The sequence below is a fragment of the Pseudomonas sp. GYB4201 genome, assembly GCF_056312595.1.
Genome location: NZ_JBWGIG010000004.1, coordinates 234,002 through 248,816, shown reverse-complemented (window position 1 = coordinate 248,816; position 14,815 = coordinate 234,002). Strand labels below are relative to the sequence as shown.

Sequence of the window (14,815 nt, the reverse complement as noted above, 5' to 3'; positions counted from 1 at the left end):
AACGGGCAGACGGCACCCGCTATAGAAGCCTGCGGGTTACCGTCTCTTCGGCCTACGGCCTCGGCCCTTCGGGCAGCCCGTTGAGCGACGCCTCCAGTCGGCCCGGGCGCTTTACGGGGCATACAATCAAGATCACAAGCCAGATCAAGATCAAAAGCCAGATCAAGATCAAAAGCCAGATCAAGATCAACAGCTAAATCGACAGCCAGATCAACATCAAAAGCAGATCAAGAGCCGTTGCCGGATCGGAGATGTTCGGGCTTTTGGGCATAAAAAAACGGCTCCCGAGGGAGCCGTTTTTCGTTACATCACAGCGTTACTTGGACAGCTTGTAGGCAATGATGTAGTCGCCCATCTTGGTGCCCAGCGAACCGTGACCACCCACCACGGACAGCACGTACTGTGCGCCATCCTTGCCGGTGTAGGTCATCGGGGTCGACTGGCCACCTGCTGGCAGGCGGCTTTCCCACAGCTTCTTGCCGTTTTTCACGTCATAAGCGCGGATGTACTGGTCCAGGGTGCCGCTCAGGAAGCCAACGCCACCGGCAGTGACCATCGAGCCGCCCATGCTAGGCACGCCCAGGGTCAGGTTCAGCGGGATCGGCGAGCTGTCGCGGCTGGTGCCGTTCTTGTGCTTCCAGATCACCTTGGCGGTGGTCAGGTCGACACCGGCCACGTAGCCCCAGGCCGGAGCCTGGCATGGCACGCCGAACGGCGACATCAGCGGGTGCATGATCACGGCGTACGGGGCGCCGGTGTTTGGCTGCACGCCGCTGGTTTCGCTTTCACGCTTGCTGCCCGCTTCCACCTCGGCGCGAGGCACCAGCTTGGAGACGAACGCCATGTAGTTGGGGCTGGTGAACAGCATCTGGCGAACCGGGTCCACCGAGACCGCGCCCCAGTTGAACACACCGACGTTGCCCGGGTAGATGATGCTGCCCTGGGTCGACGGAGGGGTGTACTGGCCTTCATAACGCAGCGACTTGAACTGGATGCGGCACAGCAACTGGTCAAATGGAGTCACGCCCCACATGGCTTTTTCGTTCAGTTCCGGCGGCAGCAGGTTCAGCTCCGAGCGGGCCTGGGTTGGCGCGGTGTGGTCGCCTTCCACGGCACCTTTCGGCGCGTCCACTTCCTGGATCGGCACGATCGGCGCGCCGGTGGTGCGGTCCAGCACGTACAGGCTGCCTTGCTTGGTCGGCTGCACCAGGGCGTGTTTCACGCCTTCGGCAGTCTTGATGTCGACCAGGGTAGGCTGGCTAGGTACGTCCATGTCCCACAGGTCATGGTGAGTGAACTGGTAGTTCCACTTCAGCTTGCCGGTGTCGATGTCCAGGGCCACGGTGCCGGCGCTGAATTTCTCCGACTCTGGGGTACGGTTGCCGCCCCACTGGTCAGGCATCTGGTTGCCCAGGGGAAGGTAGATCATGCCCAGCTTCTCGTCGACGCTGGCCAGCGACCACATGTTCGGCGAGTTGCGGGTGTAGAACTTGCCTTCGGCGATCGGCGCGGTGTCGTCCGGGTTGCCGGCGTCCCAGTTCCAGACCAGGTGGCCGTCGTGCACGTCGAATGCACGGATCACGCCCGAAGGCTCGTCGGTGGATTCGTTGTCGGTCACGTGGCCGCCGATGATCACCAGGTTACGGGTGATGGCGGCAGGCGAGGTGGCGTAGTAGCCGCCAGGGGTGAACTTGCCGATGTTGGAGCGCAGGTTCACGACACCCTTGTCGCCGAAGTCTTCGCAGACTTTGCCGGTGTCGGCGTTCAGCGCGATCAGGCGAGCGTCGGCGGTCGGCAGGAACAGGCGGCGTGGGCAGCTAGTGGCCACGGCCTGGCCAGCGGTGGACAGGGCGGCCGGCGCGCTTGGCACGTCCGACTTGCTGTAGGCGGCTTCGTCGTAGTACGACACGCCACGGCAGGTCATGTGCGCCCAGCCACGGAAGTCATTGCCGTTCGGGCCCTGAATCTGTGGGTCGTAGCGCCAGATTTCCTTGCCGGTGTCCGGGTCCAGGGCCAGCACCTTGCTGTGGGCGGTGCAGGCGTACAGCATGCCGTTCACCTTCAGCGGGGTGTTCTGGTTGGTCAGCTCGACCGGATCCTTGTCGGTAGGCATGTCACCGGTGCGGATGCGCCAGGCTTCGGTCAGGTTACCCACGTTGGCCGGGGTGATCTGCTTCAGCGGGGAGTAGCGCTCGCCAAACTCGGTGCGGCCGTACGATTGCCACTCGCCATCGGGCTGGGCAGGGGCGGCGCTGGTCATGTCGGTGTCGTCGCGACCCAGGTCGCCACTGATGTCACCGTAGCTGGTGAATTGCGCGGCCACGGCGCAGGCGCCGGCCAGCACAACGGCTACGCCCAGTACCGAAGTACCTTTTGGCGCGGCTTCACGCAGTACCAGTGGCTTGCGGAACCATGGCAGCCACAGCAGCAGGCCCAGCACGAACCACAGCGACAGGCGTGGCACCAGTTGCCACCAGTCCAGGCCGGTCTCGGCCAGCGACCAGACGGTGCTGCCCAGCAGGAACACGGCGTAGATGCCCAGTGCCACGGAACGACCCGTCAGCAGCAGGACACCGGTGACGACCAGGAACAGGCCGGCGATCACGTAGTACAGGGAGCCGCCCAGGGTGACAAGCTTGACACCTCCGGCCAGCAGGGCGAGGCCCATTAGCAGCATCACCAGGCCGAGCAAGCTCGGCGCGAGGCGACCCCGACTCAAAGCACTGTCAGTGCTCATAGTGTGGTTTCTCCGTTACGTTTGAGTAGTCGAGCGTAGCCCGGGGGGCCTACGCTCGTGGTCTGGTTAACTTCTTCCGTAAAGTTGAATTGTTGTTAGAAAGAGCTCTGCACCTTGATGCCGGCGACCAGGGCGTTGTCGACCTGATCCACGCCGCCTGGGTGCTTGATGTATTGCAGGTTCGGGCGCACGGTCAGCCAGTTGGTCACGTGCACGCCGTAGTTCAGTTCGGCGCTGGTTTCAGTGCGCTGGATCGGCATGTAGGCAGGATCGTTGTAGTCGGTCACGCCATTGGCGGCGTTGGTCGCTTCTTCGTTCTTGCGGTAGGCCGGGTTCACGTGGATGCGCGCCAGGGCGAAGCCGATGTCATCCTTCGGACGGGCATCGAACAGGCCTTTGTAGACGACGCCGGCCTGGACATAGTTGTCGACCATGTTGGTCTTTTTGTCGTGCACGGTGACGTTGCCGAACACGCTCAGGCCGCGCGAGTTGTCGCTGGCCTGGGCGGTCAGTTGCTGGTTCAGGGTCAGCCAGTAGCCGTGCTTGCTGGAGCTGGAACGGTAGTCGTCATCGCTCAGGGCGGCCGGCTGGCCGTTGCTGTCCTTGTAGACATCCTTGGCGTTGGCGGTGCTGTAGTAGTAACCCACGCGGTATTCGCCCGGCAGGTTGTTGATCTTCGGCGTGAACACCAGCTCGACCGGCAGCACGGCGCCGGTGGTGCCGGCGTTATTCAATTTGAAACCGTTACCATTTTCCAGGTTGGACGGGTTCAGGGCGTAGGCGCCGATCTGGGCGTAGACTTCGTCGTTCAGGTGGTATTTGACCCGTGCAGCCCATTGGCTGACCGGCCAGTTGTACCAGATGCCAGTGGCCCAGTTGCCCACCTGCGAGCCGCAGAAGCCCAGGTTCTGGAAGTCGCACTGGAAGCTGTTGAAGTCTTCGCCTTCGCCGAAGCGGCCGACCTTGATGTCCAGCGCCTTGTCGAAGAATTTCTGCTCGTAGTACATCTGCGTGATGCGCACGATGCTGCCACGGCCATAGACTTCCTGGGACGAGCTGATGCCGCCGGTGCGTGGGTCGGCCACGCGGTCGTTGGTGATGTTGTCACCGTTGCGGTCGGTCAGGGTCAGCTGGAACTCGGCGTCGTGCCAGCCCAGGATCTTCTGCAGGTCCATGTGCATGCCCAGCGCGAACTGGTCGCTGTAGCGGGTGGCGTGGTCATGGTTGTAGCCGCCGTGCAGGTTCGAACCCGATTCGCCCACGTACTCCATCTTGAAGTCGTAGCCCAGGTCGTGCAGCTCGGTGCGCTTGCCGCCCCAGTCGCCCAGCATGTAGGGCGAATCGGCGTCGAAGGCTGGTGCTGCCTGGACGCAGGAAGCCAGGCCCAGGGCAGTCATGCCGCCCAGCAGGCGCAGGGCAGGCGATACGTTGATGCGGCCGGCGACGCGGGCGCGGCGAAGTTCGAATTTTGGCATTTATTAAGGATCTTTAATTATTAACCAAACGGTACATTCTTCGATGGCATTAATGTCAATGGAGAATGTAGGTTTTATTACGCAAAAAAATCGTTTCAGTTGCGGGTGGCGGAGGATATAGAGGTTTTTTTGTTATTAAAAGACGCTTATGCAACATGCATAGTTGCTAGTGGCGTAACAATAGCCGGACCCCGCCGAACCGCCTGAATATCGACCTTTCGCAGCCATGAAAATTTCTTCAGTGTCCCTTGGCGAACGTGCGCGGTGGCTTAATCTTTAGTCATGCGCCCGCGAACAAGCGTCGCCCGCCCCCGTGGCAGCGGCCACAGGGCCGCGTCACGCCGCCGCGGTTAAATCTGCCAACCGCCGCCAGCCCGGCCGCACAGTGGTAAATTAGGAAATATCCTACAAGGTGCGCAGAAAGCGCCTATTAGCCAGCCCGGGCCGCGGCGCTAAGGTCTTCCCGCTGCCGTACGGCTCGGCTATGGTGCGCACCCCTCACACGGCTGGAGCCAGGCATGACCCAAACCACAAACAACCCGCTGCACGGTGTGACGCTGGAGCAGATCCTCACTGCACTGGTCACCCACTACACCTGGGAAGGGCTGGCCGAACGCATTGATATCCGCTGCTTCAAGAGCGACCCCAGCATCAAGTCGAGCCTGACCTTCCTGCGCAAGACGCCCTGGGCGCGGGAGAAGGTGGAGCGTCTGTACGTGAAGCTGGCCCGCACCAAACGGCCTGTCGAGGACTGACCTGTATGCATAACCCCCTGCCATCGCGCCCGCTGCGCCTGTTCGTCACCCTGTCGGCCTGGGCCGCCTGGCTGGCCCTGACGGTGCAGCTGCTATTGATCCTGCAGGGGAGGCTGGCCGACCAGGCCAGCCTGGTGGGCGGGGTGCTGCACTTCTTCAGCTACTTCACCATTCTCACCAACACCCTGGTGGCCATCGTGCTGACGGCCACGGCGCGGGCGCAGGGCGGCAACGCGGCGTCGTTCTGGCTGCGGCCTTGGGTGAGTTCGGGGGTGACGGCGAGCATTATCCTGGTGGGCGTGGCCTACAGCCTGCTGCTGCGCAACACCTGGCACCCGCAAGGGGTGCAGTGGGTGGTGAACGAGCTGCTGCATGACATCCTGCCGCCGGTGTTCGTGGCGTTCTGGTGGTGGTGCGTGCCCAAGGGCAGCCTGCGGCCCCGGCACGTGGTGGCGTGGATGGTCTATCCCATCGTGTATTTCGGCTATTGCCTGCTGCGCGGGAGCGAGATCGGCGTGTACCCCTATCCGTTCATCGACGTGGGCACGCTGGGGTATGGGCGGGTGGTGGTGAATGCGCTGGTGATTCTGCTCGGCTTCGTGGCCATTTCCTTCGCCTTGGTGGGCGTGGACCGCTGGCAAGCCCGCCGCACAATCGCGTAGCAGCGGCCAAAGGCCGCGTCCCAGGCGCCGCGGTTTAGCGGATGGCCTCGGACGCAGCCCTGCGTAGCAGCGGCCAGAGGCCGCGTCCCAGGCGCCGCGGTTTAGCGGATGGCCTCGGACGCAGCCTTCGGCAGCTGCTACGGGGTGTCAGCCTTCGTCGTTTTCGTCCAGGCGCCAGTAGCCCACGGCCTTGACCTCGGCAGACTCGCCCAGGTGATGGTGGTCCAGCAGCACCTTGCGCACCTGGCGCGACAGCGCCGCTTCGGTGGCGACCCAGGCGTACAGCTCGCCCGCGGGGATGGTCAGGTCGGTGACGGCGGCCAGCAGCGCGTGTTCGCTGGCGTGGCGCTCCACCCAAATCACTTCCACTTGCGCGGCGCTGCCCAGCACCTGCTGCTCCTGGGCGTTCTCGATTTCAATGACCACCAGCGCCTTGCGGTTGGCCGGCAGTTCTTCCAGGCGCCGGGCGATGGCCGGGATGGCGGTTTCGTCGCCGATCAGCAGGTAGCTGTCGAAGATATCCGGGACGATGGTGGAGCTGCGCGGCCCGCCGATGTACAGGTGCTGGCCCGGTGCGGCCTGCTCGGCCCAGGTGGAGGCAGGGCCGTCACCGTGGATCACGAAGTCGATGTCCAGTTCGCCGGCGGCCAGGTCGATGCGCCGCGGGGTGTAGTCGCGCATGGCCGGTTTCGGGCCTTCGCTGGGGCCGCCCAGTTTCAGGGTCAGCAGGGCCGCCTGTTCCTCGGCGTTGCGCGGGAACATCAGCTTGATGTGGTCGTCGGCGCCCAGGCTCAGGAAACCTTCCAGCTCCGGGCCGCCCACGGTGATGCGGCGCATGCGTGGGGTCAGCTGGGTAACGCGCAACACGTCCAGGCGGCGGCGCTTGATTTCGTGCATGACGCGGTGCACGCCGTGAGTGTTCTCTACCTTCATACGGACTTCTCCTGAGCGGGGTAAGCAGTGGCGGGGCCATCGACGATGGCCTTGGCAGTACTGGTGAGCAGGTCGCGGACCCGCACGATCTCTTCAGGGCTCCAGCGGCCGTGGTGCAGCTGCAGGGCATGGCGCAGGTTGTGCACGGCTTCGTGAATCTCGGCCGGGCGGTCGTGGCCGCGCAGGGCGCGCTTGCTCACGTCGATGCGGGTGCGCACGCCTTCCAGGGCAATGGCCTGGTCGCCCAGCGAGGCACGGCCGGCGTCGGTGGCGGTGTAGAGCTTCTTGCCGCCCTGGGCGTCGCCCTGGACCAGCTCGCTTTCTTCTAGGAACGTCAGGGTCGGGTAGATGACGCCGGGGCTTGGGCTGTAGGCGCCGTCGAACATGCCTTCGATCTGGCGGATCAGGTCGTAGCCGTGGCAGGGCTGCTCGGCCACCAGGGCCAGCAGCAGCAATTTCAGGTCGCCGGGGGCGAACACACGGGGGCCGCGGCCGCCGCGCTCGCGGCCGGGGCGGCGTTCCAGGCCGTCGTGGCCGTCGCCGAACTCGCGGCGGGGGTGGGGGTGATGGTGGTCTCTCATCGTCTTTTTCTCTTCGCTTGGTTACTTAAGATATACCGTAAGATATATCTTAGAATTGCGCAAGCACAAAAGACGAATGGTTCTCATCTGGGCAATGCACGGGACGCCTGGGCCCCGTAGCCGCTGCCGCAGGCTGCGCTGGCCCCATCATTCACCAAAGATCTCCAGTGAACTCAAGGGCCAGCGCAGCCTTCGGCAGCGGCTACGCAGATTGGCGTAGGGTTTACCGGGCGGCGGTGCTTTGGTTGGGCACCTTGCATTGGGTGGCGGCGCCCGGCTGCACATAGGGGGTAAGCATTGGCGCCATGCCCTTGAGCACCTGCACCGGCAGCGCCGAGGTGAAGCGGAAGCCTTCGGCGGCGCGGCCGGGGACGAAGGCAGTAAGGGTGCCGAAGTGGTTCTGGCCAATGTAGAACACGAAGGTGGCGGTGCGGTTGATGGCCTTGGAGCCCAACACCCGGCCACGCGCGCCGAAGCTCTCGATGCGGTTGTCGCCGGTGCCGGTCTTGCCGCCCATCACCAGCGCGGTGCCGTCGGCGGTCTTGAAGCTACCCGACACGCGCCGCGCGGTACCGGCGTCCACCACCTGCGACAGCGCTTCGCGCATGGCCTGGGCAATTTCCGGCTTGAGCACCTGGCGGGCCTTGTCCGGCGCTGCGGTCACTTCGGTTTCATACGGGGTGCCGGCGGCGAAGTGCAGGCTGTCGATGCGCAGCACCGGCAGGCGCACGCCGTCGTTCTGGATGATGCCGATCAGCTCGGCCAGGGCGGCGGGGCGGTCGCCGGAGCTGCCGATGGCGGTGGCCAGTGAGGGTACCAGGTGGTCGAACGGGTAGCCCAGGCGTGCCCAGCGCCGGTGGATATCGAGGAACGCCTCGATTTCCAGCATGGTGCGGATGCGGCTGTCGCGCGCGCTCTTATGGCGGCTTTTGAACAGCCAGCCGTAGACCTCCTGGCGCTCGAAGTGGCTGGCGGTCACCGCCTCGCTGAACTTGGCGTCGGGGTGCTGCATCAGGTAGCCCACCAGCCACAGGTCCAGGGGGTGCACGCGGGCGATGTAGCCCTGGTCGGGCAGGTCCCAGTGGCCGGGGCCGTAGCTTTCGTAGTACTCGCCCAGGCGTTTTTCGGTGACCGTCTCGCCCTTGCCCAGGTGCGAGCGCACGAAGCTTTCGAAGGTGGCCTGGCTGGCGGTGGGGTACAGGTAGCGGTGCACCGCGGCCAGGTGCGAGGCAGTGGGGTGCAGGCCGTCGAGGAAGGTGTCCAGGCGTTCCTGGGCGCTCTTGCCCTGGTAGCGTTTATAGAAGCGCAGCAGGAAGTCGCTGCCTTCCTTGTCGGCGAAGCGCGCCAGGTATTCCTGGCGGCGTGGGTCGCCGTCGTCCTTGAGCAGTTCGGCGCTGTTGTTGGGGCCGTTGTAGGTGGTGTAGCGGACGATGTCGCGCATCAGCCGTATGAACGGCAGGTTGATGGATTCGCGCAGGGCTTCCTTGAGCGTGGGAATGCGCCCGTTGTCTTCGTTGCGGAAGTTCTTGAAGGTGTGCATGCCGCCGCCGGTGAAGAAGCTTTCGCCGGGGCTGGCCGAGTATTTGCGCTCCAGGGCGGCGTCGAGCATGGGCTTGAGGGCGTGGTCCTTGTTCTGCATCAGGTAGTCCACGGCCCAGCGGCTGAGGCGGTCCTGCTCGTTGATGTCGGCTTTCTTCAGCTCGGCAGGTGCTTGGGCGCCGTACTTGTCGTGCAGCTCGCTGATGATCTCCAGGTAGCTGGTGAGCACGCGCATCTTGGCGGTGGAGCCCAACTCCAGCTTGCTGCCTTCGTTGATGTCGAACGGCTGGTCGGTGTTGTCGGTCTGTACCCGCACGCGCGAGCCGTCCGGGGTGCGCTCCATCAGGGTGAAGCTGTATTTCACCTCGGGGGTGCTGGCGGGGGTCAGCAGGTGCTCGCCAATCAGCCCCAGTTGCTGGGCATAGGCGGGGTCGGCCAGGTGCTTGAGGTAGTCGGTGACCTGCAGCTGCAGGTCATTCTGCAGGGTGCTGGTGGCTGACAGGTCCAGGCGGTCAAGGTCGTACAGCGGGCGGTTGAGCAGGGTGGACAGGCGGGTGCGCGCCACGCTGATGCCTTTGTTGGTCTCGATGGGCTGGATGGTCGGTTCCAGCACCCAGTCGCGGTAGCTGACCTTGCCGGCCAGGGCGGCGTCGGCCAGGGGCTGGTCGATGACGTTGTTGGCGGCCAGCAGGCGGATGTGGCTGTCGGTGAGCTGTGCCAGCTCGTCATGGCCCTTGGACAGGAAGTGCGAGGGGCGGCGCTGGGCGATCATCAGCGACAGCACTTCGCGCAGGGCCAGGCCGCGCTCGGCGAGGACTTTCGGGCTGTTGTCGGTGGACGACAGCACCTGGTTGACCCGGGCGAAATCGGCGCCGTACCACACCCGCAGGCCCTCGGCCATGCCGTGCACCTCACCGTGGCCGGGCACGGCCGACAGCGGCACGCTGTTGAGGTAGTCGCGCACGATGCGCTGGCGTGCTTCCAGGGTGTCGGGGCCATCCTGGTAGGCACGCACGCTGGCCGACACCATCTGGCGGATCTTCTCGCCGCCCGACACGGTAAGGCCGTCCGGAGAGTGGCGGTATTTTTCCAGCTGCGTGGCCAGGGTGCTGCCGCCCGCCGACTGGCCGGGCAGGGCGAAAATCTTCGCCACCTGGGTGTAGGCCGCCTTGCCGAAGCGCGGCCAGTCTACCGCCGGGTTCAGCAGCGGTTCGCGCGGGTCGAGCAGGCTACGGTTTTCCACGAACAGCAGGCTGTTGACCACCACCGGCGGAATGTCCTGGAACTGCGCGTACAGCTGCTGCGGGTAGTGGAATTCGTAGAGGACGTCGGCCTTGCAGTCGGTAATGGTCAGGCCGGCCTGGATCTTCTCGGAATAGGGGATGAACAGGCCGCGATCGTAGTAGGCCATCAACGAAGGCGAGAAGCGCGTCTGTGCCTCGATGGCGTAGTCGCGCTTGATCAGCCGGGGCAGGAACTGGCCCAGGTCGCTGTAGCCCAGGCGCTTGTCGAACGGGCCTTCGCCAGGGTAGGCGATGGAGTCGCTGGGGCCGGCGGCCAGGGTGTAGGTCAAATCCTTGGCGTAGCGGCTGAATTCGCGGGCTTGCAGCTTGGAGGTGCGCATCTCGGCGCGCATGGCGAAGGCCAGTGCCACCAGGCCGATCAGCACCAGCAGCCAGAACAGGCGGCGCCACAAATGGCGCTGGCGCGCAGGTTTCGGGGTCGGTGGTTCAGCCGGACTGTCGGTGGGTACCGCAGTCTTGGTGGGTTCTGTCTGCCACAAAGCGCCCATAGTCGTCAGCCCAATCAGGTAATTTCATCGTACCTGCCTGAAGCTTAGACGCTGGCCGTCAATGGTGAAAAATTTGTCGAATGGGCCGCGAAAAAAACCGTTGGCGCGGCTAACTCCTTCCGTGGCGGGGAAAAAGTATAGCTGATGGTGGGGGACGCGGCCTGGCGGCCGCTGCTACGGGAAACCCGCTGTAGCAGCGGCCGCAGGCCGCGTCCGGGTACATCACCCGCGCATCATTTCCTTGACCATGCGCTCCTGCTCGGCCAGGTCCTTCTGGCGCGCGTCGATGCGCGAGGCCAGCTGGAAGTTGTTGGCCGCCCGGCGCTTGGCGAAGTCCAGCTGCTGCTGGGCCTGGCGGAAGTCGCCTTCCAGGGCGAAGTACTCGGCCCGGGCCTGGTGCAGGCCGATGATGTTGCCGTTGGCGCCGCGGGTGTCGGCCACCTGGTTCCACACGTCCGGGTCGTTGGGGCGCGAACGCAGCAGGTCTTCCAGGGCCTTCTCGGCATCGGCGGTGCGGCTCTGCTTGATCAGCAGGTCGACCCGCACCTGGTTGAGCGGGAAGTTGCCCGGGTACAGGCCCAGCAGGCGGTCGACCCGTGCCTGGGCGTCGCTTAGCTTGTTGGCGGCCACGTCGAGGTCCACCGCCGCCAGGTTGTAGGTGATGTCATTGGGCGCCTTGGCCAGCAGTGGCTTGAGGTTCTCGCGCGCATCGTTCAACTGGCTGCTCTTGATCTGGGCGATGGCCAGGCCGTAGCGGGCCGGGTCGGACTTGGGGTTCTCGTCCAGCAGGGCGCGGAAGCGCTTGGCGGCCATGCCGGGGGTGTCTTCGTAGATCAGCTCCACGCGCTTCTTGATCAGCTGGAAGCGCAGGCTGTCCTCGATGCCGCCCTTGGGGAACTGCTCGGCGCGGTTGCGGGTGTCGGCGATCCGCGCTTCGGTGACCGGGTGGGTGAGCAGGAATTCCGGCGGCTTGGCGTCGAAGCGGTACTGGCGCGCCAGCTTCTCGAACATGTCGGGCATGCTGCGCGGGTCGTAGCCGGCCTTCTGCAGGGTGACCAGGCCGACGCGGTCGGCTTCGCTCTCATTTTCACGCGAGAACGCCCGTTGCGACTGGATCGCCGCCGCCTGGCTGCCCATGATGGTGGCGATGCCGGCGTCACCGGCACCGGTGGCTGCCAGCACGATGCCCGTCAGCAAGGCGGCCATTACCGGCATCTGCATGCGTTTCTGTTCTTCCACGCCGCGGGCGAAGTGCCGTTGCGCCAAGTGGGAGAGTTCGTGGGCCATCACGCCGGCGTACTGGCCTTCGGTGTCGGCGTTGAGGAACAGTCCGCCGTTCACCCCGACGATGCCGCCGGGGGCAGCGAAGGCGTTGAGCTCCTTGCTGTCGATGAGGATGAATTCCAGGCGGTGGTCTTCCAGCTGGCTGCTTTCGGCCAGGCGGTACACGGTGGTTTCGACGTAATCCTTGAGCTGGGGGTCGGACAACTGGCCGACCTGGCTGCGTAGCAGCCCGAGCCAGGCACGGCCCAGGTCATGCTCCTGCTGCGGGGAGACAATGGCCGAACTGGCATCGCCAAGCGACGGCAAGTCGTCGGCATGGCCCGGCAGGGCCAGCAGGCAGGCAAGCGTCAGCAGGGTGGGGCGCAATAAAGACATGCACGGGGCTCTGAGTCGAGAAAGACCTTACTGTAGCCGGGTCATCCTTCCACGACCAGAGGGGGCCGCGCATGAGGTATTCTAGGCGGCCAACCCCGCCAGCCTGCCGTGCCCCGGAGAAAAAAAGGCCATGACCGACGCAGTACAGTGTGACGCCGAGCTCGACGCCAGCGGTCTCAATTGCCCGTTGCCATTGCTCAAGGCGAAGATGGAACTCAACCGGCTGCAGGCCGGGGCGGTGCTGAAAGTCATCGCCACCGACGCCGGTTCCCAGCGTGATTTCCACAGCTTTGCCCGGTTGGCAGGTCATGCCCTGTTACACGAAACTGTTCGGGACGGGGTTTATACCTATTGGCTGAAGAAAGCCTGAGCGTGCGTGCCCGCTTCTCATAACAAGGAAAACTGATGTTCAAAGTGCTTCGCGACTGGATACAGCGTTACTTCTCGGATGAAGAAGCGGTGGTGCTCACGGTGCTGCTGGTGCTGGCGTTCACGGCCGTGCTGACCCTGGGCGGCATGCTGGCGCCGGTGCTGGCGGGCATGGTCCTGGCGTTCCTGATGCAGGGGCTGGTCACCGGCCTTGAGCGCCTGCGCGTGCCTTCGGGGGTGGCGGTGGCCCTGGTGTTCGCGCTGTTCATGAGCGCCCTGGCGGTGTTCATGCTGGTGCTGGTGCCGCTGCTGTGGCACCAGCTGATCACCCTGTTCAACGAGCTGCCGGGCATGCTTGGCAAGTGGCAGTCGCTGCTGTTGCTGCTGCCCGAGCGCTACCCGCACCTGGTGTCGGACGAGCAGGTGCTGCAGGCCATCGAGGCGGCGCGCGGCGAGATCGGCAAGTTCGGCCAGTGGGCGCTGACGTTCTCGCTGTCGAGCCTGCCGTTGCTGGTGAACATCATGATCTACTTCGTGCTGGTGCCGATCCTGGTGTTCTTCTTCCTCAAGGACCGGGTCATGATTGCCCGCTGGGTGAAGGGCTACCTGCCGCGCGAACGGGCGCTGATCACCCGCGTGGGCCAGGAAATGAACCGGCAGATCGCCAACTACATCCGTGGCAAGGTGATCGAGATCATCATCTGCGGCGTCGCCACTTATATAGCCTTCGTGGCCCTGGGCCTGAACTACGCGGCCCTGCTGGCGCTGCTGGTGGGGCTGTCGGTGGTGGTGCCCTACGTGGGCGCGGTGGTGGTGACCGTGCCGGTGACCCTGATCGCGCTGTTCCAGTGGGGCTGGGGCGACCAGTTCATTTACCTGATGGCGGTGTACGGCATCATCCAGACCCTGGACGGCAACGTGCTGGTGCCGCTGCTGTTCGCCGGTGCGGTGAACCTGCACCCGGTGGCGATCATCTGCGCGGTGCTGCTGTTTGGCGGGCTGTGGGGCTTCTGGGGGATCTTCTTCGCCATCCCGCTGGCCACCTTGTTCAAGGCGGTGCTGGACGCGTGGCCGCGCAACGAGCCACAGGTGTCCCCGATCCTGTAGCAGCGGCCGAAGGCCGCGTCCCAGGCGCTGCGATGTTGCAGGTGGGCTGGGACGCAGCCTTCGGCAGCTGCTACGGGGTCAGGCGCTGTGCAGGGCCTGGGCGGCAGCCAGCACCGCGTCCACGTGGCCGGGCACCTTCACGCCGCGCCATTCCTGGCGCAGCACGCCATTCTGGTCGATCAGGAAGGTGCTGCGGTCCACGCCCAGGTATTCCTTGCCGTACAGCTTCTTCAGCTTGATCACGTCGAACAGCTGGCACAGGGCCTCGTCCTTGTCGCTGATCAGCTCGAAGGTGAACGCCTGCTTGGCCTTGAAGTTCTCATGGCTCTTGATGCCGTCGCGGGACACGCCGAACACCACGGTGTTGGCCGCCGCGAAGGCTTCGTGCTGGTCACGGAAACCCTGGCCCTCGGTGGTGCAGCCCGGGGTGCTGTCCTTGGGGTAGAAGTAGATCACCACCTGGCGACCCTTCAGGGTGCTCAGGCTGACCGACTGGCCGCCAGTGGCCGGGGCTTCGAAGTCCGCGACCGGCTGGCCGATTTCAACTGCCATGGGCAAGTCCTTGTCAGATGGGGTTGGTGGGGCGCCATGGCTCGATCAGCGCGTCCAGGTTCAGGGCGTCGGCGAAGTCCAGGAACTGGTCGCGCAGCCAGCTGATCTGCACGCCAGGCGGCAGGGTCACGGTGAAGGTGGCGTTGAGCATGGTGCCGCCGGTCTGCGGTGCCTGGTAGGTGTCGCAGGTCAGGTTCTCCAGTTCCACGTGGTGGTCGATGAAGAACTGGCACAGCTCGTTGATGATGTCCGAGCGGTACACCGAGCTGACGTAGGCCACGTAGGGCAGCGACAGCGGGCGGGTTTCCAGGGTGGCGCTGCGCACCAGGTTGACGGTGAAGCCGTGCTTCTTGGCCAGCGAGCCGAGGCTGGTTTCCAGGCGCGCCAGGGCGTCCCAGTTGCCCGACACCTGCAGTACCAGGGCACTGCACTCGCCGTGGCGGGTCAGGCGCGAGGTCACCACCGAGCAGCGACTGTCGTGGCTGGCCCGGCACAGGACGTTGGTCAGCTCCATGGGGTTAGGGCCAAGGGCACTGATGACAAGGAATTGTTCGCGAACTGTGGGGGTGGACATGCAGCATTCCTAAAGCGATGAGCGGTCAGTACACAAATGGACATGAAGGCTGGCCCGCGTGACCCCATGGTAGCCGGGCA

Annotated in this window: 13 protein-coding genes; 5 read left to right on the top strand and 8 right to left on the bottom strand. The window is 64.6% G+C overall.

The annotated features are described in order from the left end of the window. Positions 1-197 (top strand): hypothetical protein (locus AC0Z2B_RS05940; protein WP_476295564.1); only part of this gene is annotated, 197 nt, incomplete at its 5' end. Between the two features lie 119 nt (positions 198-316). Here the strand turns inward: AC0Z2B_RS05940 and AC0Z2B_RS05935 are convergent. Continuing rightward, the gene (locus tag AC0Z2B_RS05935) at positions 317-2,737 is read right to left on the bottom strand and encodes a glucose/quinate/shikimate family membrane-bound PQQ-dependent dehydrogenase (protein ID WP_476295563.1); all 2,421 of its coding nucleotides are present in this window, start codon (positions 2,735-2,737) and stop codon (positions 317-319) included. A 95-nt stretch (positions 2,738-2,832) separates the two neighbouring features. Then, the gene (locus AC0Z2B_RS05930; RefSeq protein ID WP_476295561.1) at positions 2,833-4,212 is read right to left on the bottom strand and encodes a carbohydrate porin; all 1,380 of its coding nucleotides are present in this window, start codon (positions 4,210-4,212) and stop codon (positions 2,833-2,835) included. A 518-nt stretch (positions 4,213-4,730) separates the two neighbouring features. On the opposite strand from AC0Z2B_RS05930, the gene AC0Z2B_RS05925 reads away from it, so the two are divergent. Further along, a complete protein-coding gene (locus tag AC0Z2B_RS05925) occupies positions 4,731-4,967 on the top strand; it encodes a VF530 family protein (RefSeq protein WP_416426572.1) in 237 nt (78 codons plus the stop codon). A gap of 5 nt (positions 4,968-4,972) precedes the next feature. Beyond that, on the top strand, positions 4,973-5,629 hold the full coding sequence (locus AC0Z2B_RS05920) for a Pr6Pr family membrane protein (RefSeq protein WP_476295560.1): 657 nt from the start codon (positions 4,973-4,975) through the stop codon (positions 5,627-5,629). Positions 5,630-5,776: 147 nt separating this feature from the next. Here the strand turns inward: AC0Z2B_RS05920 and AC0Z2B_RS05915 are convergent, their stop codons facing one another. The 4 genes from AC0Z2B_RS05915 to AC0Z2B_RS05900 form a co-directional block, all read right to left on the bottom strand. After that, positions 5,777-6,562 carry a siderophore-interacting protein gene (locus AC0Z2B_RS05915; protein ID WP_476295559.1) on the bottom strand — a complete coding sequence of 262 codons (786 nt, stop codon included), beginning with the start codon at positions 6,560-6,562 and terminating at the stop codon, positions 5,777-5,779. Further along, positions 6,559-7,143 (bottom strand): PadR family transcriptional regulator, encoded by a 585-nt coding sequence (locus AC0Z2B_RS05910; protein ID WP_416426567.1) that lies wholly within the window; start codon positions 7,141-7,143, stop codon positions 6,559-6,561. The genes AC0Z2B_RS05915 and AC0Z2B_RS05910 overlap by 4 nt, the downstream gene beginning before the upstream one ends. 223 nt (positions 7,144-7,366) lie before the next feature. Further along, a complete protein-coding gene (locus AC0Z2B_RS05905; protein ID WP_476295558.1) occupies positions 7,367-10,474 on the bottom strand; it encodes a transglycosylase domain-containing protein in 3,108 nt (1,035 codons plus the stop codon). Positions 10,475-10,696: 222 nt separating this feature from the next. Further along, positions 10,697-12,133 carry a M48 family metalloprotease gene (locus AC0Z2B_RS05900; RefSeq protein WP_476295556.1) on the bottom strand — a complete coding sequence of 479 codons (1,437 nt, stop codon included), beginning with the start codon at positions 12,131-12,133 and terminating at the stop codon, positions 10,697-10,699. Between the two features lie 130 nt (positions 12,134-12,263). Here AC0Z2B_RS05900 and AC0Z2B_RS05895 point away from each other — a divergent pair, with 130 nt between their 5' ends. After that, entirely contained in the window at positions 12,264-12,503 is a 240-nt protein-coding gene (locus tag AC0Z2B_RS05895) for a sulfurtransferase TusA family protein (RefSeq protein ID WP_416426562.1), read from the top strand. Positions 12,504-12,538: 35 nt separating this feature from the next. Beyond that, positions 12,539-13,609, top strand: coding sequence for an AI-2E family transporter (locus tag AC0Z2B_RS05890; protein WP_416426560.1), 1,071 nt, complete (start codon positions 12,539-12,541; stop codon positions 13,607-13,609). Between the two features lie 78 nt (positions 13,610-13,687). On the opposite strand, the gene AC0Z2B_RS05885 is transcribed toward AC0Z2B_RS05890, so the two are convergent. Together AC0Z2B_RS05885 and AC0Z2B_RS05880 are read right to left on the bottom strand one after the other, a co-directional pair. Beyond that, entirely contained in the window at positions 13,688-14,161 is a 474-nt protein-coding gene (locus tag AC0Z2B_RS05885) for a peroxiredoxin (protein ID WP_476295554.1), read from the bottom strand. A gap of 13 nt (positions 14,162-14,174) precedes the next feature. Next, a complete protein-coding gene (locus tag AC0Z2B_RS05880) occupies positions 14,175-14,735 on the bottom strand; it encodes a glycine cleavage system transcriptional repressor (protein WP_416426556.1) in 561 nt (186 codons plus the stop codon). Between the last annotated feature and the right edge of the window lie 80 nt (positions 14,736-14,815).

Coding starts and splice junctions, on each gene's coding strand:
- AC0Z2B_RS05905 (WP_476295558.1), bottom strand. CDS start 10,474: ATGGGCGCTTTGTGGCAGACAGAACCCACCAAGACTGCGGTACCCACC.
- AC0Z2B_RS05910 (WP_416426567.1), bottom strand. CDS start 7,143: ATGAGAGACCACCATCACCCCCACCCCCGCCGCGAGTTCGGCGACGGC.
- AC0Z2B_RS05925 (WP_416426572.1), top strand. CDS start 4,731: ATGACCCAAACCACAAACAACCCGCTGCACGGTGTGACGCTGGAGCAG.
- AC0Z2B_RS05935 (WP_476295563.1), bottom strand. CDS start 2,737: ATGAGCACTGACAGTGCTTTGAGTCGGGGTCGCCTCGCGCCGAGCTTG.
- AC0Z2B_RS05930 (WP_476295561.1), bottom strand. CDS start 4,212: ATGCCAAAATTCGAACTTCGCCGCGCCCGCGTCGCCGGCCGCATCAAC.
- AC0Z2B_RS05890 (WP_416426560.1), top strand. CDS start 12,539: ATGTTCAAAGTGCTTCGCGACTGGATACAGCGTTACTTCTCGGATGAA.
- AC0Z2B_RS05915 (WP_476295559.1), bottom strand. CDS start 6,562: ATGAAGGTAGAGAACACTCACGGCGTGCACCGCGTCATGCACGAAATC.
- AC0Z2B_RS05900 (WP_476295556.1), bottom strand. CDS start 12,133: ATGTCTTTATTGCGCCCCACCCTGCTGACGCTTGCCTGCCTGCTGGCC.
- AC0Z2B_RS05920 (WP_476295560.1), top strand. CDS start 4,973: ATGCATAACCCCCTGCCATCGCGCCCGCTGCGCCTGTTCGTCACCCTG.
- AC0Z2B_RS05885 (WP_476295554.1), bottom strand. CDS start 14,161: ATGGCAGTTGAAATCGGCCAGCCGGTCGCGGACTTCGAAGCCCCGGCC.
- AC0Z2B_RS05895 (WP_416426562.1), top strand. CDS start 12,264: ATGACCGACGCAGTACAGTGTGACGCCGAGCTCGACGCCAGCGGTCTC.
- AC0Z2B_RS05880 (WP_416426556.1), bottom strand. CDS start 14,735: ATGTCCACCCCCACAGTTCGCGAACAATTCCTTGTCATCAGTGCCCTT.